Source organism: Flavobacterium fructosi, assembly GCF_042787335.1.
GTDB classification, from domain to species: domain Bacteria; phylum Bacteroidota; class Bacteroidia; order Flavobacteriales; family Flavobacteriaceae; genus Flavobacterium; species Flavobacterium fructosi.
Genome location: NZ_JBHZQA010000006.1, coordinates 135,257 through 160,691, shown reverse-complemented (window position 1 = coordinate 160,691; position 25,435 = coordinate 135,257). Strand labels below are relative to the sequence as shown.

Here is a 25,435-nt window from a genome sequence, read left to right as displayed (position 1 = left end):
TAATTTGAAATACATCTTTCATTATTTAACTATGATTTTTTAAAATATTTTTTAAAGTCTGGCTATATTTGTACCAAAAAACCATAGAAAATGGAAAAAATATTTGATAATACACAAATTGCCTTTGCATTAAAAAGTGATACTGAACTTGATAGAGCTTATTTTCTTTTTAAAATGATTGATAATCAGCCTTTAGTTCGAATAGGAACCGCTGTAACAAATTTTGCTTTAAAAGCGAATCTTCCGGTTGAAGGTTTGATTCGTGCTACTGTTTTTGATCATTTTTGCGGAGGAGTAAACGAAGTGGACTGTCTTTCTGTAGTGGATAAAATGTATACTAAAGGTGTTTCTTCAGTATTAGATTATTCTGTGGAAGGAAAAGAAGAAGAAGAACAGTTTGATGCTGCGCTTGAAATGACTTTGAAAACGATAGAATTTGCCAAAGAGCGTCAAGCGATTCCTTTTGCGGTGTTTAAACCAACAGGTTTTGGTCGTTTTGAGCTATATGAGAAATTGGGAGAAAAGCAAACCTTAACAATTGAAGAAGACGCAGAATGGAATAGAGTAGTAGCCCGTTTTGATTTGGTTTGTAAAGAAGCTCATTCGAAAGATGTAGCACTTCTTATTGATGGTGAAGAAAGTTGGATGCAAGATGCAGCCGATGATTTAGTTACTGATATGATGCGTAAGTACAACAAAGAAAAAGTCGTTGTTTTTAACACGTTGCAAATGTACCGTTGGGATCGTTTAGAGTATTTGAAAAAATTACATGAAGTTGCTAAAAAAGAGGGATTCTTCATAGGAATGAAATTGGTTCGTGGAGCTTACATGGAAAAAGAAATTGTAAGAGCTAATGAGAAAGGATATACATCTCCAATTTGTCCTTCGAAAGAAGATACTGATGAAAATTACGATGCAACAGTTAGTTATATGATTGTACATATAGAAACTATGGCTGTTTTTGCAGGAACTCATAATGAATTAAGCACTTACAAACTGATGGAATTGATGCAAGAAAAAGGCATAAAAACCAACGATGACAGAATTTGGTTTGGTCAGCTATATGGTATGAGTGACAATATCAGTTATAATTTAGCAGCTCACGGCTATAATGTTGCTAAATATTTGCCATTTGGTCCAGTAAAAGATGTTATGCCTTATTTGATTCGTCGAGCCGAGGAAAATACCTCCGTAGCGGGACAAACAAGTCGCGAATTATCGATGATTAAGACAGAACGCAACAGAAGAAAAGGGAAATAAAATAAAGGTCTCAATGATTGCTTTTTAGTATTCAGTAGTATTTATTGTCATAAAAAAAAACTCCATTACAGAATGGAGTTTTTTTAGGTCAAAATATTATTAAAATTTAAGAATTACTAAATTGCAAATTGCTTAAGTTTTTATATCTACCGTTCTCTAAGGCGATTAATTCTTGGTGCGTACCCTGCTCCGTTATTTTTCCATTATCAAGAACTAAAATTTGATCGGCGCTACGAATAGTTGAAAGACGGTGTGCAATAATAATACTAGTTCTTCCTTCCATTAAAATTTCTAAAGCTTCTTGAACCAGTTTTTCACTTTCACTGTCTAATGATGATGTGGCTTCGTCAAGAATTAAAATACTTGGGTTTTTCAGTAATGCTCTCGCAATTGCAATACGCTGTCTTTGCCCACCTGAAAGTTTTATCCCTCTTTCGCCTACAACAGTTTCAAATTTTTCCGGGAAACTTTCAATAAAATTATATGCATTAGCCTGCTTTGCGGCTATAAGAATTTCTTCTTCGGTTGCATTTGGTTTTCCGTAAGCTATATTTTCTTTGATTGTTCCACCAAATAAAATTACATCTTGCGGAACAATACTCATGTTTCCGCGAAGATTCTCTAGATCATAATCGTAAATATTTTTCCCATCGACCAATATTTCTCCTTCGTCAATATTATAAAAACGCAATAATAGCGAAGCGATCGTGGATTTTCCTGTTCCACTAGGCCCGACGATGGCAATTTTTTGACCATAATTAGCGGTGAAACTTACATCCTTCAATACTTTAATCTCCTTTCTCGAATGGTAACTAAAAGCTACATTCTTAAAAGTAACATTACCTTTTATTTTAGATGTTTGCGGTGCATTTTGCATTGAATTAATTTTCTCGGGAGTTTCATCCAATAATTCAAAAACACGTTCTGTTGCACCAATTGCTTTTTGGATTTGGGCATAAAGTTCCGCGATTCCACCAAAGGAAGCACCCACAAACGTGGAGTACAATACAAACGAAATTAGTTGCCCTACGCTCATTTCTCCGCTAATACTCAAACGGACGCCAAACCAAACTACGGCAACAATGGCTCCAAAAAGACAGAAAATAATAAATGAAGCAAAGTATCCTCTGTATTTTCCTCCTTTAATGGCTATTTTAACCACTTCTTTTATTTTACCATTGTAACGAGCGATTTCGTACCATTCATTGGCAAAAGCCTTAACAATAGTAATTCCCTGCATGGTTTCTTCAACAATAACCTGACTTTCTGCAACTTTATCTTGAACGTTTTTGGAATATTTTCTGATAAATCGGCCAAAAATAACAGCAGCTATCGCCACAAGAGGAACAACAGACAACATCAATAGTGTTAATTTAATACTTTCATTAGCCAACAAAAGAACCCCACCTATAATTAAAATAAATTGTCTTAAAAACTCTGCAATCGTGGAAGTTAAAGTGTCTTGTATTTGGGTTATATCAGAACTTATACGGCTATTTAATTCACCTACGCGTTTTTGTGAAAAGAAAGACATAGGTAACTTAACCAAATTACTGTACAACGCTAACCTAAGATTAGCTAAAGTATGTTCTGTAAAATTAACAAATAACGACAATCTGAAAAACGAAAAAATAGATTGAAAAAACAAAATAACAATTAATCCCAAAGCAATAAAATTAGCCTGCGAATTATCTTTGTTTTTTACACAATCGATAAGCATTCCCATTAATTTAGGAAAAGCCAGCGCGGTTGCACCTGTTAACAATAAAAATATTAAACCAACATAAAATTTCCAACGATGATTTCCTGCATATTGAAATATTAGAGTTGCTTTAGTAAGTGAACTTGCAGTAATTTTTGATTTTGGTAAATCATTTTCTTTAAACCTTGCCATTATGTATAATTTATGTCACAAATGTAAGACTATAACAACTCAATACAAAAAAATAGTATGGTTTCATCCTGTATATAAAGTGCTATTAGAGAGAGTAAAAGAAAATTATTGTTGTTTTTTATTTTATTTTTTTAATATTTCATTTGCAAATACGATTTCTAGACGTATATTTGCACTCGCAATGAGGAAATGAAAATTACCAAATTGTATTAGGGCGATTAGCTCAGCTGGTTCAGAGCACCTCGTTTACACCGAGGGGGTCGGGGGTTCGAACCCCTCATCGCCCACAAGATAAACTCCATTAGAAATAATGGAGTTTTTTTGTAGCTACTTTTAAAATAAACTTATTAAATTTTGAATCTTTTAAGGCTAACTAACTAAACATCAAAGGTGATTGCTATTTTAACTTCTTATTAATAGTTGGTTGTACCAAAACCAAAATTACTATCCTTATTTTTGCTATTAAATTACAACTGATTCCTAATGAATAAAAATAGTCTTTTACAAACAAAAATATCCGTTCTTGATCTTGCAATAGTTAGAGATGGAGGTACTGCATCACATACTTTTAAAAATAGTTTAGATCTCGCTCAACATGTGGAGAAATGGGGTTATAATCGATTTTGGTTGGCTGAACATCATAATATGGAGGGAATAGCTAGCAGCGCAACTTCTATTTTGATTGGACATATTGCTTCAGGAACGACCACTTTAAGAGTTGGTTCCGGTGGGATTATGTTACCCAATCATGCACCATTAATAATCGCCGAACAATTTGGGACACTGGCTACGCTTTTTCCAAATCGTATTGATTTAGGATTAGGTCGCGCTCCGGGAACGGACCAATTTACCGCAGCGGCCTTGCGCCGAGATGACCACGCTGCCATGGAATTTCCAAAAAATGTTCAGGAATTACAAATGTATTTGTCTGAATCCAATAAAAATGGTCGTGTTCGTTCTATTCCGGGAGAAGGATTAAATATTCCTATTTGGATTTTGGGTTCCAGTACTGATAGTGCTTATTTAGCTGCAGCATCAGGATTGCCTTATGCTTTTGCCAGTCATTTTGCACCGGCACAATTAAATACTGCCATCGCTATTTATCGTAATAATTTTCAACCTTCTGAATATCTTAAAGAACCTTATGTAATCGCTTGCGTTAACGTGATTGCAGCTGATTCTGATGAAGAAGCAGTACGTTTAGCAACTTCCTTCAAAAAATTATTCCTTGGAATCATCACAGGAAATAGACAACAATTAAAACCTCCCGTTACCCCTGATGAAGATTTTATGGATCCTATGGAGGAAGCTGCATTGCAACAAATGATTGCCTATACCTTTATTGGCGGACCAGAAAAAGTAAAAATAGAACTACAACAATTCCTTGAAAAAACAAAAGTAGATGAATTGATGATTGCATCGGCTGTGTATGAACATGCGGCAAGACTTCGGTCTTATGAAATCGTTGGAAATTTAAAAAATAATTAATCTAAGGTCAAAGCACCTAAAATTTCTTCGGACATAAAAGGTCCGCCGGGATATTTAGCTGTATAATCCAGATTCATCCAGATTTGGCCACGCTCATCAACGTGATAATGAAGTTTTTGTTCATTACTTTCATTGACGAATAACACATTCTTAATTAGAAAATTGACTTTTTCTAAATCAGTTAGAGAGCCTATCAGTATTTCGGGATAAATATGTCCGGTCGTATGGATTAACCGGGGAGTCCCACCTATAGCTTTTACACTTGCTGCCATTAATATCGAATGATCATCACAATCACCTGAAAAATAGAGCAGAGATTCCGTAGCTGTAGCGATATAATCACGTGCTTTTGGATCGCTTACATAGTTCCATCTGCTATTTATTTCCTTAAAAACTGCAAAGCATTGTATAATAGTTCTGTAATCAGAATAGCCTTTTATGTCTTTAAAATGTTTTGAAGTGGCCATAATCGCAAAATTCCGAATCTTAGGATTTTGATATTCGATGGCATTGATGATTTTTGATTTATTGGGAAAGGGAAGCAATTTTGCAATGATAATATCTTGTGGATATGGATTGTCAGACATCGTGTACATAATTGAATTATAATCTTCAAAAACGCTGTTAAATCCATAGTTTCCAATAGTTGAACCGTAAATTAAAATCAATAAATATAGAATGATACAAAAAAGAATAATCGTTCTTAAGTATCTAAGAATGATTTGAATAATGACAATCATCATCAGAAATAAAACTACTCTATCAATATTAAGGGGCCAATTTGGATTGATTAAGTTCTGATGCAAAATGATAAAAACCGGAATAGCAATTAATATGTTCAGGATAAAAATGATAACGTCATCCCAAGGTTTTTTGACCTGAAATCGCTGTTTTATTCCCTTAAAATTAATTTCTTTTATTTTTATCATAGTCAAAATAAAAACAGTAATCTAGACTGTTTTTACAATATCCTCAAAAGTACCTTTTTTATCGATAATTTTGAGTTGAAAAAGTTGATTTTGAACTTTGTTTAACATTTTTGCTGATAATGGTTTTTGTGACCATTTTGTTAACGATAACCATTCTTGAATATCTTCAATTTTTTGATGGTAATTTGAAGCCAACGTTTTGTCAATACTCGGAATTTCTTTGAAATCTTCTGTAGTTTGATTAATGATTGCCATAATTTTTGAAATAAGGACTGGATTGTTTTCTAAAACTTCTTCACGAACCGCAATTACAAAACAAGGCCAAGGCGTAGGGCAATCCGCAATTCTACGAAAAATACCTTTGTCAACTAATGGTTTGGTCATGAAACGTTCCCACATAAAATAATCTGCAGTTCCGTTTGTCAAGGCTTCGACAGCTCCATCGATAGTATTTACAATTTCAAACTGAAGAGTATCCGTTTTCCATCCCGAGTGAAGTCGGGATTGATGATCCGCATTGACATACGCCATTAATTGTGAGCCGGAACCCAATCTGGATATGGCAACTTTGGTGTTTTCTAAGTCTGCTACTGTCTTATAATTGGAGTTTGCAGCTACGTGAATTCCCCAAATTAATGGACTTTCCACATACAGCTGCACTATTTTACTTGGGTTTCCGGCAACAATATCTTTTACAATTCCTTCGGTTAGGATAACAGCGATATCCGTTTCGCCATCACGAAGCATTTGACACATTTTTCCGGTTCCTTCGGGAACGTCTGTCCATTGCAAATCGATGTTTTCTTTTTCGAAATCTCCGTTTTCTATTGCCAAATGCCAAGGAAGATTGAAATGTTCCGGAACTCCGGCTATTTTTATTGTTTTCATTATAGGTTAGGATTTTTTAATTCGTACCAATTCCAAGAAACGCCGTCTTCCAGATATTGTTCGGTCATTTTCAGCCCAATTTTTTGTAATATTTTGTTTGAGGCAATATTATCCGTCTGTGCTGCTGCTTCCAAAATTTCTATTTTTATTTCATTAAAACCATAATCCAGCCAAGCAAAACTGGCTTCACTGGAGTATCCTTTGCCCCAGAATTTTTCGTTTAACCGATAGCCAATATCGTAGAAATGAATTTTGTTATTTATCATTTCTGTGTTGTATTTTAATCCGGCCCACCCCATTAATTTATTGGTTTCTTTCAAAACAACCACAAATCGTCCAATGTTATTTTGGATATATTGTTCTCTAATAAGCTGTATATACGAATGTACTTCGCTTATATCCGTCGAAGGCTTCTTCCAAAGATATTGATGAACCTTAGGATTGCTGTCCATTTCAAATAATGCTTCGGCATCTGAAACTAGCATTTCTCTTAAAATTAATCGGTCGGTTTCTAAAATAAGGTTCATGTTTTACTAAAAATTTGATGGTTCCCGATTTAGCCATGATGGCAATGTAAATCCTATTGTGCCGGGGTTCGGCGTAATAGATTATTTCACTATACTTTTATTTTAATTGGAGTCAATGAACTTCGTTTGTAGTGTACAGCAGGACACGAGCACAGCGAATTGAAGAGGTAATTAGCTCCTAAAATTACACATTAATATCTTTAAAATTATTTAATCTCGCATACCGAATCATATTAGTGAACGCCTCCTGATCCAGTTTTGGTATTTCAAGAATAGAATTTAATAAAGTGGTATCGTATTCGTTGGCAGCTGTTGTAAAATAAGGGTTTAAATGTTTGCCAATACTTTCATAATACAATTTTTCGATTGTATTTTTGTATTCGAAGTCAAACGAATTTTGTATCAAAGTGAAATTGGTATAACCAACTTCCTTCATAATTAACTGCAATCCATTTACCATATTGAAACTTTTATGATGTACAATATTAAGTTGCTCAATATCGTCTCTTTCAAATGTATTTACAATCACTTTAGCTACATAATCAACAGGGATAATGTTCAAAACGGTGTCTTCATTGACAATAAAACGCACATTTTCTTGCTCTCCTTTTCGTTGGGAAGTGAAATGAAAGAATTTTGCCAAAAGATAAAAAACCATATATTTTGAAATAAAATACTGGTTTTCAATTCCTAACATTTTACCACCAATCACACTTGGACGCAGAATTTGAAAAGGCAAACCAATTTTTTTACATTCTTGTGCTATAAAATTTTCCGAGTGAAATTTAGCATTTTCATACGCATTGCGATGCTCTGGTTTGAATCCTAAACTATGAAAATCATTATCAATTAATCCTTTTCGGTTTCCGGAAGAAAAAGCAGTTCCGATGTAGATAAACTTTTTTATAAAAGGATGAAATAGATTGAAAAGGGATTTTGTGATTTTGGTATTCTCTTCAAAAATTCTTTCCCGTTGTTCTTCATCGGTAGATAAATTCACGAATCCAGCCGAATGGATAAAATAAGCATCTTTTATTTGACTTGAAAAAGTATCTTGAATTACTGCCAAATCAGTATCGATGATTTCAATGTATTCGTGTAGTTTTGTGATGCCTTTGTCTTTTATGACTTTAGGCGTATAACTGCTGGATAAAAGTTCGTTTATTCGATCTACAGCGGAGTTTTTACCTTTATTTCGTGCAATAATAAAGAGTTTTCCATCAATTTTAGTGTTGATGAAAAGCTCCAGAATTTCATACATAATATGAGATCCCAGAACTCCTGTTGCGCCTGTAAGTATTATTTTCATTATCGTTTTGTTCTAAAAACAAATGTAGTTTTAAAAAAATTAAACAGCACTTTTTTAAAACTACAATTGGAGAAGATTTTGAAAATTAATTTCTCTATCCTAAAGCAATTTTTTCTAATGTATATGCAATTAATTCATCAACGGCTTTGTATGGATCTTTGCTAAATGTTCCTGAAGCACGATTGGCAATGATGGCGTTTAATGATAATGCATTATGTCCTAAAAGCACCGAAAGTCCATAAATAGCTGCAGTTTCCATTTCTAAATTTGTGATTTGGTTGTCACCAAATGTAAAATTATCCATCTTAGAATTTAATGCTTCATCTTGAATATTTAAACGCAATACACGTCCTTGTGGACCGTAAAAACCACCTGCAGTTGCGGTAATTCCTTTGTGCATTGTGTAGCTCTCTATCATTTTTTCTAATTTTTCAGAACAAGCGATTACGTATGGTTTTCCTTTTTTTAAATCCCAATTGGTGTGTTTCACAAAGGCGTCTTCCATTTCAAGATTCGAAACTTCGTCAATCAAATAGGAGCGGAGCATATTGTCTAAGCCTAATCCAAATTTTGACATCACAAAACTATCCACAGGAATATCAGCTTGCAAAGAGCCTGAAGTTCCAATACGGATGATGTTCAATGAAGTCAGCTTTTCTTTTGGTTGACGGGTTTTGAAATCAATATTAACTAAAGCATCCAGTTCGTTAATGACGATATCAATGTTGTCAGGACCAATTCCTGTGGACATTACCGTAATTCGTTTGTCTTTGAAAATCCCGGTTTGGGTTTTAAATTCTCTTTTTTGCGTCGAAAATTCGATGCTGTCAAAAAACTGTGTGATTTTTTCCACGCGATTTTGATCTCCTACAAAAATAATATCGTGTGCAATATGTTCTGGTTTTAAATTCAAATGGTACACGCTACCGTCTGGATTTAATATTAATTCGGATGATTGTATCATTATTTTTTTGTTTGATGTTTAAGGTTTCAATTTGCTCAACTAAATACTAATAACTAAACACTGACCACTTTTTCTATCCTCCAACACGTTTTACTTTAAATCCTTTTTCTTTTAAAATAGTCATTATTTTATCGCGATAATCACCTTGAATAATAATAGAATCATCTTTAAAAGTTCCTCCAACACTCAATTTGGTTTTAATTTCCTTGGCAAGAATTTTAAAATCGGCGTCAGTACCTTCATAGCCTTCAATTATGGTAGTCGCTTTTCCTTTTCGTTTTTCGAATTTGCAGATCATGGGTTCTTTTTGAACGTATAATTCGTGTGCCACTTCTTCAATTGAATCTTCAGGAGATGGTTCGTGATCTGGAAAAAGATTTTTTAATTGGTCTTGTAAGTCCATTTTTTAAAATTAATTGATTATTAAACCTTTGAGAAGTTAAGAAAATTAAGTTTCACAGCTCTTAATGAACCTTAATTTCTTAATGGTAAAAAAAAAAGACATCAAGCGAACTCGATGTCTTCCTTGAACTATAAATTAAGAATTATTTTTTGATTAACCCCAAATCTACTAAACGCTCGTATAAATAGGCTCCTGCGGTAATATCTTCGAATTTTTTTGGATGTTCGGCATCAATACAGTTTTCCAAACAATCCAATTTCATGTCGCTCACCGGATGCATAAAAAACGGAATAGAATAACGGGATGTTCCCCACAACTCTCTTGGTGGGTTTACCACTTGATGAATGGTCGATTTCAATTTGTTATTAGTATGACGCGATAACATATCACCCACATTTATAACTAATTCATCCGATTCAGCAATAGCATCAATCCATTCTCCATCGTGATTTTGTACTTGTAACCCTTTTCCTTGCGCACCCATCAACAAAGTAATCAAGTTGATATCACCGTGAGCAGCAGCACGAATAGCGTTTGCTGGCTCAGATGTAATAGGTGGATAGTGAATAGGTCTTAAAATTGAATTTCCATCTTTGGCATATTGGTCAAAATAAAATTCATCCAAACCAAGGTGAATTGCCAAAGCTCTTAAAACGTAAACACCCGTTTTCTCCAGCATTTGATAGGCCTCCTTACCGGCTACATTAAAACGAGGCAATTCTTTTACTTCTACATTTTCAGGATACTCAGAGGCATATTTTGAATCTTCAGACACATATTGTCCAAAGTGCCAAAACTCTTTCAAATCACCTTCTTTTCTGCCTTTTGCATGTTCTGTTCCAAAAGAAACATAACCTCTTTGTCCACCAATTCCGGGGATTTCATAACTGTGTTTTGTTTCTAAAGGCAAAGCGAAAAAATTTCTGATTTCACCATACAATTCATCAACCAACTGGTCGTTTAAAAAATGCCCTTTGAGTGCTACGAAGCCAATATCTTCAAATGCACTTCCGATTTCATTTACAAATTTTTGTTTACGTTTCGGGTCGTCCGAAAGGAAATCACGCAAGTCAACACTAGGAATGTTTTGCATACTTTTAAATATTTTTTAATAACTTGAAGATTAAAAACCTTGCAAATACAAATGTAAAGAATAATTTTATATCTGAATTTTAAAACTTATAAACAATGTAAAAAAATATAACAAAATAATATCAAGCTGTTATATTTTTTTATCTTTGAACCATACAATAAAACCGAGAAAATGACTTTTGACAGAAAAAATATTACTGACGATCAATTATTAGATTTATACAAAAGAATACTGAAACCAAGACTAATTGAGGAGAAAATGTTAATTCTTATTCGTCAGGGAAAGGTATCAAAATGGTTCTCTGGAATTGGTCAAGAGGCAATTTCTGTGGGTGTTACAGCAGTTTTAGATTCAGATGAGTATATTTTGCCAATGCATAGAAATTTGGGGGTTTTCACTGGAAGAGACATTCCATTGTATCGCCTTTTTTCACAATGGCAAGGCAAGGCCAATGGTTTTACCAAAGGTCGTGATCGTAGTTTTCACTTTGGAACCCAACAATATAAGATTATAGGAATGATTTCCCATTTAGGACCTCAATTAGGCGTTGCTGACGGAATCGCTTTAGCTAATAAACTAAAGAAAAACGGAAAAGTCACCGCAGTTTTTACTGGAGAAGGCGCAACGAGTGAAGGCGATTTTCATGAAGCGTTAAACATTGCTGCTGTATGGGAATTACCGGTGCTGTTTGTGATTGAGAATAATGGGTATGGGCTTTCGACACCTACAAATGAACAATACCGTTGCGAAAACTTGGCTGATAAAGGAAAAGGATACGGAATGGAAAGCCATATTGTTGATGGAAATAATATCCTTGAAGTGTTTAATTTGTTATCCGAATTGAAAGCTTCGATGAAAGAAAATCCACGTCCTGTTTTATTAGAATTTAAAACCTTCCGGATGCGCGGGCATGAAGAGGCGAGTGGAACCAAATACGTTCCGCAAGAGTTAATGGACCTGTGGGCGATTAAAGATCCGGTAGAAAATTATAGAAAATACTTAACTGAAAACGGGGTTCTTTCCGTAGATTTTGATGCGGCTTTACATGCTGAAATAAAGAAGGATATTGATGAAAGTCTGGCTATTGCCAATGCGGAACCGGAAATTGAGGCTACTTTAAGCGAAGAACTAAATGATATTTATAAACCGTATGTATTTGAACAAGTTAACCGTTCAGAAGAAAAAGAAAATATTCGTTTTATAGATGCTATTTCTACCAGTTTGAGACAATCAATGGAACGCCATGAAAACTCAGTAATCATGGGTCAGGATATCGCTGAATATGGTGGTGCTTTCAAAATTACAGATGGTTTTGTAGCGCAGTTTGGTAAAGAGCGGGTCATCAATACGCCAATTTGTGAAAGTGCTGTGGTTTCTGCAGGAATGGGTTTGTCTATAAATGGATACAAAACGATTGTGGAAATGCAGTTTGCCGATTTTGTTTCGACAGGATTTAATCCAATTGTGAATTTATTAGCCAAATCACATTACCGTTGGTTAGAAAAAGCTGATGTTGTAGTGCGAATGCCTTGTGGCGGTGGAACACAAGCAGGACCTTTTCACTCCCAAACTAATGAAGCTTGGTTTACCAAAACACCAGGATTAAAAGTAGTTTATCCGGCATTTCCGTATGATGCCAAAGGACTTTTGAATACTTCCATAAACGACCCGAATCCGGTTTTGTTCTTTGAGCACAAACAATTGTATCGAAGCGTTTACCAAGAGGTTCCTACTGATTATTATACCATTCCATTAGGAAAAGCAGCTTTACTGAAAGAAGGAAATCAGGTTACCATTATTTCGTTTGGTGCAGCAGTGCATTGGGCTTTGGATGCTTTAACTAAAAATCCAGAAATTTCGGCTGATTTGTTGGATTTAAGAACCTTACAACCTTTGGATACTGAAGCTATTTTCGCATCGGTAAAGAAAACAGGACGAGTAATCATTTATCAGGAAGATTCCATGTTTGGTGGAATAGCAAGCGATATTTCGGCAATGATAATGGAAAATTGTTTCAAATATCTAGATGCGCCTGTTAAACGTGTTGCGAGTTTAGACACACCAATTCCGTTTACAAAAGCATTGGAAGATCAATATTTGCCGAAGGGCAGATTCGTAATTGATTTGAAACAACTTTTGGAATATTAATAGTGGATTTTTAATTAGGTTATTTTTAGAATTTTCATTTTAAAAATAACCTAATATCCAATAGATAATTATAAATAGTATAATTGTTCCAAAACAGCCACAGCCCATTTTTTTAGCGCCGTAACCTGCTAGTATTGTTTTAAATAAACCATTCATAAGATTGAATTTAAGTGTCTCATAAATTTATAACTTTTATTTTTTGAATAACAAGTTTTAATTTAATTCCACGAATATTTTTTTTCATCAAGGCTATTTCTTCCAGATACATTGTTTTTTTCTGGTGGCGAAATGAAGCTTTTTATAGTGCTTCTTTGAAGTTTTTTTAGGCTTTTCAAGTTTAGTTAATGCTTCAATGATGAAATTACCTATTACTCAATTTTGCTTTTTCTTTGATAATATCACTGATTTTTCGGTTTTCAATTTTGCTTTCTAACCAGGAGATAATATCGAGATAAAGAAATGCTCTTTTTTCATAGGTATTTTTTTCTAATTCGATGAATCGCTCTCTCATTTTAATAAACTCCTTCTTAATATCGCCAGGGAAAATGGAGTTTAAGTTTTTCAAAAACTTAATGATTTCTTTTTGCACCTCATGCAAATCATTCATTTTTAATAAAAATTTATAGGTGTTTTTCAACTGATTTTCTAAATAATAATCATTACCCAATTCATAATGAGCGATTAAACTCAGTAGTCGGGCAAAACACATTAAATCTTCGCGCATGGAAAGATTCTTATTATTTATAATTTTCTCTAGATAGAATATCGATTCAACATATTTTTCATTTCCAAAATAGATACTGGCAATTTTATAGAAAAACATCATTTCGTGATGTTCATCAAGATGCTCGCTATGCAACTTTAATTTATTTAAAATTTCTGGAATCAGATATTCGCTTTCCGCAAAAGTGCCTTCCAGAATATGATAATTTAATTTGTTGTTATACAAATACAAGAACGATAACGACGCAATATTATCATTTACTGGAAAACGAGGATCATTGATCGTTTCTTCCAGAAGAACCAAATATTTTTTAAATTTCGATTTGTATTTTAACATAAATAGCGACTCCAGTAAATAATGATTCCCTTTTAAGAAAAAGACGGGATTCAGATATATCATAGTGGGATTATCATAAAAAAGAGTGACCCATTTATATGAATATTTATAACTGGATAAAAAGTCTTGCACTAAAAAACTACGCCAAAGATTAGCATTATAAAACCAATATTTTTCCCTAAATCCAAATTTTTTCTCATCTAATTTGGCAATATGTTTGTTGAAGTAATCATCAATATATTTATATTCTTCATCACTTTTTACATATCCGGTTTTAAGCATTATTCCATACAACTGCAGTGATAAATTGGATAATTTACTGGAAATAGTGTTCCTGTAATTTAATTCTTTTGCTTGTACAACTAGTTCATCTGCTCGCCCTTGAATACTTCGAGTTATGTATTGGGATTCAATAAGTTTTTCAAATTCGACAATTTCATAGGCCATGAGTTTTTCGTCATTTTCTAGAGCTGCAATTTTTGTTTTATCCAAGATTTTCAAACTTTGCTTATACAAACCTTTGTTGTATAATATTGCTGCAAAATCAATTTGTTCTCTTAATTGATAACGAATGTTTTGGCTAGGAATATTCAACCGGATACTGACTAATATTTGTTTATATAAATAGGACTTTAGGTTTGATAATTGTACTTTTTTTATAACACCACTTTTCAAGATAAGCTTCTCATCGTACACGTCGGACTTGTCCAGAATGTTGAATAATTCGATAAATTTTGTATTAGAACTTGTTTCCAATCTACTTGCAAAAATCTTAAATTGTCTCTTTTCGGACTTTGAAAGGGATTTTATTAAAACAAATAAAAAATCTTTTTGATGGTTAGCCATTGTAAAATATAGAAGTGTAATATACTGTAAATAAAGAAGTTAAGCCTTTATTGGGTGCTTTATAAGCAGTATATTTGGTTAAAATGAATTTTATATTTAAGTATTGAAATCTATTTTTGTTATGAAGATGTGAAATTACATTAAATAAATGAAAATGAATAGAGAGAAAGTTCAAATTTTTGATACCACTTTAAGAGATGGAGAACAGGTCCCAGGATGCAAACTAGATACCAAACAAAAACTTGTTATAGCAAATCGCTTAGATGAGATGGGAGTTGACATTATTGAAGCTGGCTTTCCTGTTTCTAGTCCAGGTGATTTTTTATCTGTCACAGAAATAAGCAAGATTGTTAAAAATGCCACAGTTTGTGGTTTAACCAGAGCAGTAAAAAATGATATCGATGTTGCTGCAGCCGCTTTAAAATATGCAAAAAAACCTCGTATTCATACTGGTATTGGAACCTCAAATTCTCATATAATACACAAACTTAATACTACAAGAGAAGATGTTATAGCTAGAGCAAAATTTGCTGTTTCGCACGCTAAATCGTATGTAGAAGATGTAGAGTTTTATGCTGAAGATGCTGGTAGAACTGATAATGATTTCTTAGCAAAAGTATGTGAAGAAGCAATAAAATCAGGCGCTACTGTACTTAATATACCGGATACCACAGGCTATTGTTTGCCGGAGGAATATGGAGCGAAAATTAAATATCTTAGAGAAAATGTAAAAGGAATTGAAAATGTAATTCTTTCTTGTCATTGTCATAATGATCTTGGTATGGCTACTGCCAATTCTATTGCGGGTGCTGTAAATGGAGCTCGACAAATTGAATGTACTATTAATGGGATTGGTGAAAGAGCAGGAAATACGGCACTTGAAGAAGTAGTTATGATTTTTAAACAACATCCTTATTTGAACTTATATACTGATATAGACTCTAAACAATTGAATGAAATGAGTCGATTGGTTTCAGAAAGCATGGGAATGATTGTGCAACCTAATAAAGCTATTGTGGGTGCTAATGCATTTGCACACAGCTCAGGAATTCATCAGGATGGAGTTATAAAAAATAGATCAACTTATGAAATCATGGATCCATTGGATGTTGGTGTAAATGAATCTTCGATAGTTCTTACCGCCAGAAGCGGTAGAGCTGCATTAGCTTACAGAGCCAAAAAAGTAGGTTACGAACTTACCAAAGTTCAACTTGATATTGTCTATATTGAGTTTTTGAGATTTGCAGATATCAAAAAAGAAGTGTTAGATGAGGACATTCATCAAATTATTGAAGTATGCAAAATACAAAGTGAATTAATTAGAAGCTAATACAAATAGTTAGATAAAAGGTTTAGAACACAATTTTAAAAAACAACATCATGAACTTAAAAATAGCAGCATTAGCAGGAGACGGAATAGGACCAGAGGTAATCTTACAAGCTAAGAAAGCGTTAAATGCTGTTGGATTAATTTTTGACCATGAATTTGTTTTTGAAGATGCCTTTGTTGGAGCCATTGCCATTGATAAAACGGGAAATCCTCTTCCAGAGCAAACATTGAATCTTTGTTTAAATACAGATGCCGTTTTATTTGGAGCTATTGGAGATCCAAAATACGATAATAACCCGGATGCCAAAGTGCGTCCAGAACAAGGTTTATTAAAACTACGAAAATCATTGGGTTTATTTGCTAATATTAGACCTATAAAACCATATGCTTCTTTATTAAATGCGTCTCCTTTAAAAAAAGAAATAATCCAAGGTGCTGATTTTATCATTTTCAGGGAGTTGACTGGCGGTGTTTATTTTGGTGAAAAGAAATTAAATGAGACTGGAACAATAGCTTCGGATTTATGTGAATATTCAGAAGAAGAAATTACCAGAATTTCCCATTTAGCATTTAAAAGTGCGCAAAATAGAAGAAAAAAAGTGACTATGGTTGATAAGGCCAACGTCCTTGAAACATCCAGATTATGGAGAAGAGTAGTAAAAAAAGTAAGTGAAGATTACCCTGATATAGCTTTGGATTTCCTTTTTGTCGATAATGCCGCAATGCAAATTATTCTTAATCCAAGACAATTTGATGTGATATTGACTGAAAATTTATTTGGTGATATCTTATCTGATGAAGCTAGTGTAATCACAGGTTCTATCGGATTATTAGCATCGGCATCATTAGGGAAAACAAATGCTCTTTTTGAACCTATTCATGGTTCTTATCCCCAGGCTACCGGAAAAAATATAGCGAATCCAATTGCTTCGATTTTATCTGCAGCTATGTTGTTAGAACATTTTGGACTCCATAAAGAAGCTACAAAAGTATATGAGGCGGTAGAAAAAGCCATCGAGTATAATGTAGTTACAGTAGACTTAAATAAAGATTCAAAATTTGGAACCAATGAAGTAGGTGATTTTATTTCAAACGTCATTTTAAGCAAAGATGACTTATATTTTAAAATTGATAATATCAAAATAGGACAATCAACAATCGTTTAATGGTAAGGTAATTTCTTAGTCCTAAAACATAAAACACATACACAAATTAACAAATAATGGAATTAAATAAATACAGCAAAATAATCACCCAAGATGAAACACAACCAGCTTCTCAAGCCATGTTGTACGGAATTGGATTAACTGAAGAAGATCTTAAAAAAGCGCAGGTAGGAATAGTGAGCATGGGTTATGATGGAAACCCTTGTAATATGCACTTAAACGATTTGGCTAAAGATATTAAGACTGGCGTCTGGAAAGAAGATTTAGTTGGTTTGATTTTTAATACTATTGGTGTTAGTGATGGTATTTCAAATGGTAATGATGGAATGCGTTTTTCTTTAGTTTCTCGTGATGTAATTGCAGATTCTATTGAAACTGTTATGGGAGCACAATGGTATGATGGTATGATCGCTGTTCCAGGTTGTGATAAAAATATGCCAGGAGCTTTGATGGCTATGGGTAGAGTAAATCGACCTTCTATTATGGTATATGGAGGTTCTATTCATCCTGGAAAATGGAAAGGGGAGGATTTGAATATTGTTTCTGCTTTTGAAGCATTAGGAAAAAAATTCAATAACACTATTACACCTGAAGATTTCAAAGGTGTGATTCAAAATGCTTGTCCAGGAGCAGGTGCTTGTGGTGGTATGTATACTGCTAACACAATGTCATCAGCGATTGAAGCTTTAGGGATGAGTTTACCTTACAGTTCTTCTAATCCTGCTTTGAGTCCAGAAAAAAAACAAGAATGTGCAGATGCTGGTAAAGCAATCAGAATATTACTGGAAAAAGATATTAAGCCTAGAGATATTATGACTCGTAAAGCATTTGAAAATGCGATTACAATAGTGGCTGTCTTAGGAGGTTCAACAAATGCGGTTATGCACTTAATTGCAATGGCACATGCAGTAGGAGTTGATCTTACATTAAAAGATTTCCAAGATATTAGTGATAAAACACCATTGCTTGCTGACTTGAAACCAAGTGGTAAATACTTAATGGAAGACTTACATAATGTAGGTGGCGTTCCGGGAGTAATGAAATATTTATTGAAAGAAGGACTTTTACACGGTGAATGTTTAACGGTAACGGGAAAAACAATTGCCGAAAACTTAGCTTCAGTTCCTGATTTGAATGATGGACAAGACGTGATTCATCAAATCCAAAAAGCGTTAAAAGCTACTGGAAATATTCAGATTTTATACGGAAACATAGCTTCAGAAGGTTGTGTGGCTAAAATTAGTGGTAAAGAAGGAGAATTTTTTGAAGGTACAGCAGTCGTTTATGAAAACGAACACGATGTAATTAAAGGAATTAGAGGAGGCGAAGTAAAACCAGGAAATGTGGTTATTATTCGGTACTGTGGTCCAAAAGGAGGTCCAGGTATGCCGGAAATGCTTAAACCAACATCTGCAATTATGGGAGCTGGCTTAGGAAGTACTGTCGCTTTAATTACTGACGGACGATTTTCTGGAGGGTCTCACGGATTCGTAGTAGGACATGTTACTCCGGAAGCCTATGAAGGTGGAGGAATTGCTTTAATACAAAACGGTGATGTGATTTCAATTGATGCTGTGAAAAATACGATAAATATGAAAATATCTGACGAAGAATTTGCAAAACGTAAAGCCAGCTGGATTCAACCTGTATCACCAATTAAACAAGGAGTTTTACTTAAATATATGCGTTCGGTCTCCAGTGCTTCTGAAGGATGTGTTACCGATAAATAAAAACCAATAGCAATTTCAAAAGTTAATATCAATATCAAAAAAAATAATTTGATTGTTATTACCAGTGAATTTTGAAATTGCCATTGAAATTGCTATTGCCAGTTAATTTTAAAAAAGGTAGTTGCTAAAAAAATAAAAAATGGAAAATACTAAAATTTCCGGCGCAGAAGCCGTTATTAGATGCTTATTAGAAGAAGGAGTAGACTTGGTTTATGGCTATCCTGGAGGTGCCATAATGCCTGTTTACGACGAATTATATAAATTTCAAGATCAATTGCAGCATGTTTTAGTACGCCACGAACAAGGCGCTACTCACGCCGCTCAGGGATATGCAAGAGCAACAGGAAAAGTTGGAGTTGCCATTGCGACTTCAGGCCCTGGAGCAACAAATCTTGTAACCGGAATTGCTGATGCTCAAATTGATTCAACTCCAATGGTTTGTATTACTGGTCAAGTAGGAAAGCATTTATTAGGTTCAGATGCATTTCAGGAAACAGATATTATCGGAATTTCGACTCCGGTTACCAAATGGAATTATCAAATTACCGAAGCACATGAAATACCAGAAATCATTGCGAAAGCCTTTTTTATTGCAAAATCAGGTCGTCCGGGTCCAGTATTGATTGATATTACAAAAAATGCGCAATTTGACGAAATTGAATTTAGTTATAAAAAATGTACCAGCATTAGAAGTTACAACCCAAAACCCACTTTAGATATTGAAAAAGTTAAAGAGGCTGCGGAACTAATCAACAATGCAAAAAAACCATATATCGTTTTTGGTCAGGGAATTATCCTTGGCGAAGCCGAAGAACAATTAAAAGCATTAGTTGAAAAATCAGGAATTCCTGCTGCTTGGACTATTTTAGGACTTTCGGCATTGCCAACAGATCACCCTTTGAATGTAGGAATGTTAGGGATGCACGGAAATTATGGTCCTAATTTGTTGACTAATGAATGTGATGTTTTGATAGCACTTGGAATGCGTTTTGATGATCGTGTTACAGGAAATTTAGCTACTTATGCGAAACAAGCCAAAGTAATTCACTTTGAAATTGATCCATCAGAGATAGATAAAAATGTAAAAACGACTGTCGCTGTTTTAGCTGATGTTAAAGAATCGCTTACGACTTTACTTCCTTTTATCAAAAGTAATACACATGAATCTTGGCACAACGAATTCAAGGAGATGTATAAAATTGAATTGGAAGCCGTTATCAATGAGGAGTTAAAACCTAAGAAAGAAGGAATTTCTATGGGTGAAACTATCGAAATGATCAATAAGCACTCAAAAGGGGATGCGATTATGGTTTCGGATGTGGGACAACACCAAATGTTTGCTTGTCGTTATGCCAAATTCAATTCTACAAAAAGTAATGTTACTTCTGGAGGATTAGGAACTATGGGATTTGCGTTACCGGCTGCGATTGGTGCCAAAATGGGAATGCCAGAACGTGAAGTAGTAGCTATTATTGGTGATGGTGGTTTTCAAATGACCATTCAGGAATTAGGAACTATTTTTCAAACCAAGGTTCCTGTAAAAATTGTAGTATTGAACAACGAATTTTTAGGAATGGTGCGTCAGTGGCAACAATTGTTTTTTGACAAAAGATATGCTTCTACAGAAATGACCAACCCTAACTTTATAGCGATTGCTGAAGGCTATTATATTAAAGCCAAAAAAGTAACCAAAAGAGAAGATTTAGATGCTGCTGTTGCCGAAATGATGGCTTCAAAAGAATCGTACTTTCTGGAAGTTATGGTAGAAAAAGAAAATAATGTATTCCCAATGATTCCAACAGGAGCATCAGTTTCGGAGATGAGATTAAGTTAATATTATGGAAAATAAAACATTCACCATTTCTGTTTATTCAGAAAACAACGTTGGCTTATTAAACAGAATATCAGGAATATTCTTGAAACGCCATATCAATATTTTAAGTTTAAATGTATCCGAATCAGAAATTGAAAACGTTTCCAGATTCATCATTGTAGTGGACACAACTGAAAAGTGGGTGCAAAATATTGTAGGCCAAATCGAAAAACAAATCGAAGTAATTAAAGCCTTTTATCATGTTGATGAAGAAACTATTTTCTTGGAAAGCGCTTTGTTCAAAATAAATTCGAGTTTGTTATTTGACGAAAGACAAATACAAAATATCATTAAAGAGAGTCATTCAGAAATTGTTACCGTATCAAGAGACTTTTTTGTGATTTCAAAATCAGGGAGACGCTCTGAGATTGAAGAACTATACGAGAAATTAAAACCTTTCGGAATCATGCAATTTGTGCGTTCAGGAAGAATATCTGTTTCCAAAGAAAAAATGGAAATATCAACGTTATTAGAAGAGCTTAAATAGAATTCATTGCAGTAACACTAGATTAATGTTAGTGCAGCAATCAAAATTTCAATTATTAAATTTTAAAATCATTAAATAAAAAAAGATGGCAAATTATTTCAATTCATTACCACTTAGATTACAATTAGAACAATTAGGCGTTTGCGAATTCATGGATCAATCAGAATTTGCCAATGGTATAACAGCATTAGCAGGAAAAAAAGTAGTTATTGTAGGTTGTGGAGCTCAAGGTTTAAACCAAGGTTTGAACATGAGAGATTCAGGTTTAGATATATCTTACGCATTGCGTGCAGAAGCAATTGCACAAAAAAGAGCTTCTTATATGAATGCTGCTGATAATGGTTTCAAAGTGGGAACTTATGAAGAATTAATTCCAACTGCTGATTTGGTTTGTAACCTAACACCAGATAAGCAACATACCGCTGTAGTAACAGCAATCATGCCTTTGATGAAAAATGGTTCAACATTAGCTTATTCTCATGGTTTTAATATCGTAGAGGAAGGAATGCAAATCCGTAAAGACATCACCGTTATTATGTGTGCTCCAAAATGTCCAGGATCTGAGGTTCGTGAAGAATACAAAAGAGGTTTTGGTGTACCAACTTTAATCGCAGTTCACCCTGAAAACGATCCAAATAATGAAGGTTTCGAACAAGCAAAAGCGTATGCAGTTGCCACTGGAGGTAACAAAGCAGGAGTTTTGAACTCTTCCTTTGTAGCGGAAGTAAAATCAGATTTAATGGGAGAGCAAACAATTCTTTGTGGAATGTTACAAACAGGTTCTATCTTATGTTTCGACAAAATGGTTGAAAAGGGAATCGAGCCAGCTTATGCTTCAAAATTAATTCAATACGGTTGGGAAACTGTAACTGAAGCTTTGAAACATGGTGGAATTACAAACATGATGGATCGTCTTTCTAATCCTGCAAAAATCGAAGCTTACGAATTAGCAGACGAATTAAAGGATATCATGCGTCCTTTATTTCAAAAACATATGGATGATATTATCTCTGGTGAATTTTCAAAAAATATGATGATTGATTGGGCTAATGATGATATCAATTTGTTGACTTGGAGAGCTGCTACTGCAGAAACAAATTTCGAAAAAACCGCGCCAACAGCAGCACATATTTCAGAACAAGAATATTTTGACAATGGTGTTTTGATGATTGCCATGGTAAAAGCCGGAGTAGAATTAGCTTTTGAAACCATGACACAATCAGGTATCATTGAAGAATCTGCTTACTATGAATCTTTGCATGAGCTGCCTTTAATTGCTAATACTGTGGCAAGAAAAAAATTATATGAAATGAACAGAATCATTTCTGATACAGCTGAATACGGTTGTTATCTTTTTGACCATGCTTGTAAGCCTTTATTGACAGAGTTTATGAAAACTGTAGACACAAACATTATTGGAAAACCATTCTCAACTTCAAACGGAGTAGATAATGCGGTACTTATTGCAGTAAATAAAAGTATTCGTCAACATCCTATTGAAGAAGTCGGAGAGTGGTTGAGAGAATCTATGACTGCGATGAAAAAAATAGGATAATAAAAATTAGGAATTACCACACATGAGGGTGTGTTGGGATTTGCATTATATCATTTGAATTCATAGTATTTTGAATTAGTCACTTATTAAGAGAAAAAGGATATCGATGCAAAATACATTCACTTAACTCCAAACGAGCTGAGAGTTAAGTGAAGTAATTCCTTTATTTTAAAATAGAATTGTAAAAACTATTTTGATTTAAAATAAATAAATGATTTTATTATGCAAGGTTTTAGTAATATCTATTTTGTTATAAGTCTAAATTATTTTGGTTAGTATATTTAGAAATTAGGGTTTATGATTACTAAATTATTTGTTGTTAATTTTTGTTGAGACAAAGAGCGGGGTAGAGAAAATCTATCTCGCTTTTTTTTGTATCAAATATTTTTATCTAAACAGCAAAAAACCAACAAATCTTCAGTCGATAGCTTTTTTTTTTACGTGATAATGATTTTTTTATAGAAATTAATATTTTAAATAATTTTAAGAATAGCGAGAGATTTGATACTTTTATAAAAAATTAAAACATGAGCTATTATAAAATTGAAAATTTAGAACAATATTTTAAACATTATAACAAATCAGTTCGTGAACCAAGAAAATTTTGGGGAAAAATAGCAGAAGAAAACTTTACATGGTACCAACAGTGGGATAAAGTGGTTGACTTTAATATGGCCGAAGCAGAAGTAAAATGGTTTACCGAAGCTAAAGTAAACATTACAAAAAATTGTATTGACAGACATCTAAATAAAAGAGGAGATAAAACGGCAATAATTTTTGAGCCCAATGATCCCAGTGAAAAAGCATTACACATTTCCTATAATGAATTGCATCAGCAAGTTTGTAAAATGGCAAATGTATTGCGTGAACAAGGAATAAAAAAAGGAGATCGCGTTTGTATCTATTTACCAATGATTCCTGAATTAGCCATTACTACTTTGGCTTGTGCAAGAATCGGAGCGATACATTCGGTTGTTTTTGCGGGATTCTCATCCTCTGCAGTAGCAACAAGAATAAATGATAGTGATTGCAAGCTCGTTATCACTTCAGATGGTGGATATAGAGGGAATAAAACTATTGATTTAAAGGGAATAATTGACGAGGCATTGACACACTGTCCTGGAGTAGAAAAAGTACTTGTTGTTAAGAGAACAAATACAACAGTTAATATGAAAATGGGACGCGACCAATGGCTCCAACCTCTTTTACACGAAGCATCAGACAACAATATAGCTGAAATAATGGACGCCGAAGATCCATTATTTATTCTTTATACTTCCGGTTCCACTGGAAAACCAAAAGGGATGGTGCATACTACTGCAGGATATATGGTCTATACAGCCTATACCTTTAAAAACGTTTTTAATCATGAAGAAAATGACATTTTTTGGTGTACTGCTGATATCGGTTGGATTACCGGACACTCTTATACTTTATATGGTCCGTTACTGAATGGAGGTACAACTGTTATTTTTGAAGGAGTCCCTTCTTATCCTGATTTTAGTCGTTTTTGGGAAATTATCGAAAAACATAAAGTCACCCAATTTTACACGGCTCCAACAGCTATTCGTGCTTTAGCTAAAGAAAGCCTCGATTATGTTCAAAAATATCCTTTAAAATCTTTAAAGGTTATTGGATCCGTAGGAGAACCCATAAATGAAGAAGCATGGCACTGGTACAATGATCATGTAGGAGATAAAAGGTGTCCCGTGGTAGATACATGGTGGCAAACGGAAACTGGAGGAATTATGATTTCGCCAATTGCATTTGTTACTCCAACTAAACCAACTTACGCTACTTTGCCATTACCGGGAATTCAACCCGTTTTGATGGATGAAAAACGAAATGAAATAGAAGGTAATCAAGTGGTAGGAAGTTTATGTATCAAGTTTCCATGGCCAGGAATTGCCCGAACCATTTGGGGTGACCATCAGCGCTATAAAGATACCTATTTCTCTACCTTTCCTGGAAAATATTTCACTGGTGACGGAGCTTTACGTGATGAAGTGGGTTATTATAGAATTACTGGTAGAGTAGATGATGTAGTTATTGTCTCAGGACATAATCTAGGAACTGCTCCTATTGAGGATGCTATTAATGAGCATCCGGCCGTTGCTGAATCAGCTATTGTAGGTTTTGAACATGATATTAAAGGAAACGCGTTATACGGTTTTGTAACGCTAAAAGAAACCGGTGAAACTAGAAATAAAGAAAATCTGATCAAAGAAATTAATCAACACATAGCGGATCATATTGGGCCAATTGCTAAGTTAGATAAAATTCAATTTGTTTCAGGTTTACCAAAAACTCGTTCCGGAAAAATCATGCGTCGAATTCTGCGAAAAATCGCGGAGGGTGACTATTCAAACTTTGGAGATACATCGACCTTATTAAATCCAGAAGTTATCGATGAAATAAAGGAAGGAAAATTGTAAATAAAATTAAAAGCTGTTTGTAAATCAAGCGGCTTTTTTTAGACTTAATT

At 34.0% G+C, this 25,435-nt stretch carries 19 protein-coding genes and 1 tRNA gene; 11 read left to right on the top strand and 9 right to left on the bottom strand.

What is annotated here, in order from left to right; all coding sequences use genetic code 11:
* Nucleotides 1-90: 90 nt before the first annotated feature.
* Nucleotides 91-1,260 carry a proline dehydrogenase family protein gene (locus ACFX5D_RS11205; RefSeq protein ID WP_379858279.1) on the top strand — a complete coding sequence of 390 codons (1,170 nt, stop codon included), beginning with the start codon at nucleotides 91-93 and terminating at the stop codon, nucleotides 1,258-1,260.
* Nucleotides 1,261-1,366: 106 nt separating this feature from the next.
* Here ACFX5D_RS11205 and ACFX5D_RS11200 read toward each other — a convergent pair whose 3' ends face one another.
* Entirely contained in the window at nucleotides 1,367-3,154 is a 1,788-nt protein-coding gene (locus tag ACFX5D_RS11200; protein WP_379858278.1) for an ABC transporter ATP-binding protein, read from the bottom strand.
* 212 nt (nucleotides 3,155-3,366) lie between these two features.
* On the opposite strand from ACFX5D_RS11200, the gene ACFX5D_RS11195 reads away from it, so the two are divergent.
* Nucleotides 3,367-3,441 (top strand) — tRNA-Val (locus ACFX5D_RS11195).
* A gap of 196 nt (nucleotides 3,442-3,637) precedes the next feature.
* Nucleotides 3,638-4,642: an LLM class flavin-dependent oxidoreductase gene (locus ACFX5D_RS11190; protein WP_379858277.1), complete on the top strand. Its 1,005-nt coding sequence runs from the start codon at nucleotides 3,638-3,640 to the stop codon at nucleotides 4,640-4,642.
* On the opposite strand, the gene ACFX5D_RS11185 is transcribed toward ACFX5D_RS11190, so the two are convergent.
* The 7 genes from ACFX5D_RS11185 to ACFX5D_RS11155 all read right to left on the bottom strand — a co-directional run bounded on the left by ACFX5D_RS11185 (nucleotide 4,639) and on the right by ACFX5D_RS11155 (nucleotide 10,755).
* Nucleotides 4,639-5,571, bottom strand: a complete 933-nt coding sequence (locus tag ACFX5D_RS11185; protein WP_379858276.1) for a transglutaminase — start codon at nucleotides 5,569-5,571, stop codon at nucleotides 4,639-4,641. The genes ACFX5D_RS11190 and ACFX5D_RS11185 overlap by 4 nt on opposite strands.
* A 21-nt stretch (nucleotides 5,572-5,592) precedes the next feature.
* Nucleotides 5,593-6,459 (bottom strand): substrate-binding domain-containing protein, encoded by an 867-nt coding sequence (locus tag ACFX5D_RS11180; protein ID WP_379858275.1) that lies wholly within the window; start codon nucleotides 6,457-6,459, stop codon nucleotides 5,593-5,595.
* A complete protein-coding gene (locus ACFX5D_RS11175; protein WP_379858274.1) occupies nucleotides 6,459-6,986 on the bottom strand; it encodes a GNAT family N-acetyltransferase in 528 nt (175 codons plus the stop codon). The genes ACFX5D_RS11180 and ACFX5D_RS11175 overlap by 1 nt, the downstream gene beginning before the upstream one ends.
* A gap of 184 nt (nucleotides 6,987-7,170) precedes the next feature.
* Nucleotides 7,171-8,295, bottom strand: coding sequence for an SDR family oxidoreductase (locus tag ACFX5D_RS11170; RefSeq protein WP_379858273.1), 1,125 nt, complete (start codon nucleotides 8,293-8,295; stop codon nucleotides 7,171-7,173).
* Nucleotides 8,296-8,389: 94 nt separating this feature from the next.
* Nucleotides 8,390-9,259, bottom strand: a complete 870-nt coding sequence (locus ACFX5D_RS11165) for a nucleoside phosphorylase (RefSeq protein WP_379858272.1) — start codon at nucleotides 9,257-9,259, stop codon at nucleotides 8,390-8,392.
* A gap of 73 nt (nucleotides 9,260-9,332) precedes the next feature.
* A complete protein-coding gene (locus ACFX5D_RS11160) occupies nucleotides 9,333-9,662 on the bottom strand; it encodes a translation initiation factor (protein WP_379858271.1) in 330 nt (109 codons plus the stop codon).
* Between the two features lie 142 nt (nucleotides 9,663-9,804).
* Nucleotides 9,805-10,755, bottom strand: a complete 951-nt coding sequence (locus ACFX5D_RS11155; protein WP_379858270.1) for an isopenicillin N synthase family dioxygenase — start codon at nucleotides 10,753-10,755, stop codon at nucleotides 9,805-9,807.
* Between the two features lie 171 nt (nucleotides 10,756-10,926).
* Between ACFX5D_RS11155 and ACFX5D_RS11150 the strand changes: the two genes are divergently transcribed.
* A complete protein-coding gene (locus ACFX5D_RS11150; RefSeq protein ID WP_379858269.1) occupies nucleotides 10,927-12,903 on the top strand; it encodes an alpha-ketoacid dehydrogenase subunit alpha/beta in 1,977 nt (658 codons plus the stop codon).
* A gap of 361 nt (nucleotides 12,904-13,264) precedes the next feature.
* Here the strand turns inward: ACFX5D_RS11150 and ACFX5D_RS11145 are convergent, their stop codons facing one another.
* Entirely contained in the window at nucleotides 13,265-14,809 is a 1,545-nt protein-coding gene (locus tag ACFX5D_RS11145; protein ID WP_379858268.1) for a hypothetical protein, read from the bottom strand.
* Nucleotides 14,810-14,963: 154 nt separating this feature from the next.
* Between ACFX5D_RS11145 and ACFX5D_RS11140 the strand changes: the two genes are divergently transcribed.
* The 7 genes from ACFX5D_RS11140 to acs all read left to right on the top strand — a co-directional run bounded on the left by ACFX5D_RS11140 (nucleotide 14,964) and on the right by acs (nucleotide 25,385).
* Nucleotides 14,964-16,139: a 2-isopropylmalate synthase gene (locus tag ACFX5D_RS11140; RefSeq protein WP_379858267.1), complete on the top strand. Its 1,176-nt coding sequence runs from the start codon at nucleotides 14,964-14,966 to the stop codon at nucleotides 16,137-16,139.
* A gap of 50 nt (nucleotides 16,140-16,189) precedes the next feature.
* Complete coding sequence (gene leuB, locus ACFX5D_RS11135) at nucleotides 16,190-17,305, top strand: 3-isopropylmalate dehydrogenase (protein ID WP_379858266.1); 1,116 nt, start codon at nucleotides 16,190-16,192, stop codon at nucleotides 17,303-17,305.
* Nucleotides 17,306-17,361: 56 nt separating this feature from the next.
* Nucleotides 17,362-19,035 (top strand): dihydroxy-acid dehydratase, encoded by a 1,674-nt coding sequence (gene ilvD / locus ACFX5D_RS11130; RefSeq protein ID WP_379858265.1) that lies wholly within the window; start codon nucleotides 17,362-17,364, stop codon nucleotides 19,033-19,035.
* Between the two features lie 139 nt (nucleotides 19,036-19,174).
* A complete protein-coding gene (gene ilvB, locus ACFX5D_RS11125; protein WP_379858264.1) occupies nucleotides 19,175-20,869 on the top strand; it encodes a biosynthetic-type acetolactate synthase large subunit in 1,695 nt (564 codons plus the stop codon).
* Between the two features lie 4 nt (nucleotides 20,870-20,873).
* A complete protein-coding gene (gene ilvN / locus ACFX5D_RS11120) occupies nucleotides 20,874-21,395 on the top strand; it encodes an acetolactate synthase small subunit (RefSeq protein WP_379858263.1) in 522 nt (173 codons plus the stop codon).
* Nucleotides 21,396-21,480: 85 nt separating this feature from the next.
* Nucleotides 21,481-22,950 (top strand): ketol-acid reductoisomerase, encoded by a 1,470-nt coding sequence (ilvC, locus tag ACFX5D_RS11115; protein ID WP_379858262.1) that lies wholly within the window; start codon nucleotides 21,481-21,483, stop codon nucleotides 22,948-22,950.
* A gap of 527 nt (nucleotides 22,951-23,477) precedes the next feature.
* On the top strand, nucleotides 23,478-25,385 hold the full coding sequence (gene acs, locus ACFX5D_RS11110) for an acetate--CoA ligase (protein ID WP_379858261.1): 1,908 nt from the start codon (nucleotides 23,478-23,480) through the stop codon (nucleotides 25,383-25,385).
* Nucleotides 25,386-25,435: the final 50 nt, after the last annotated feature.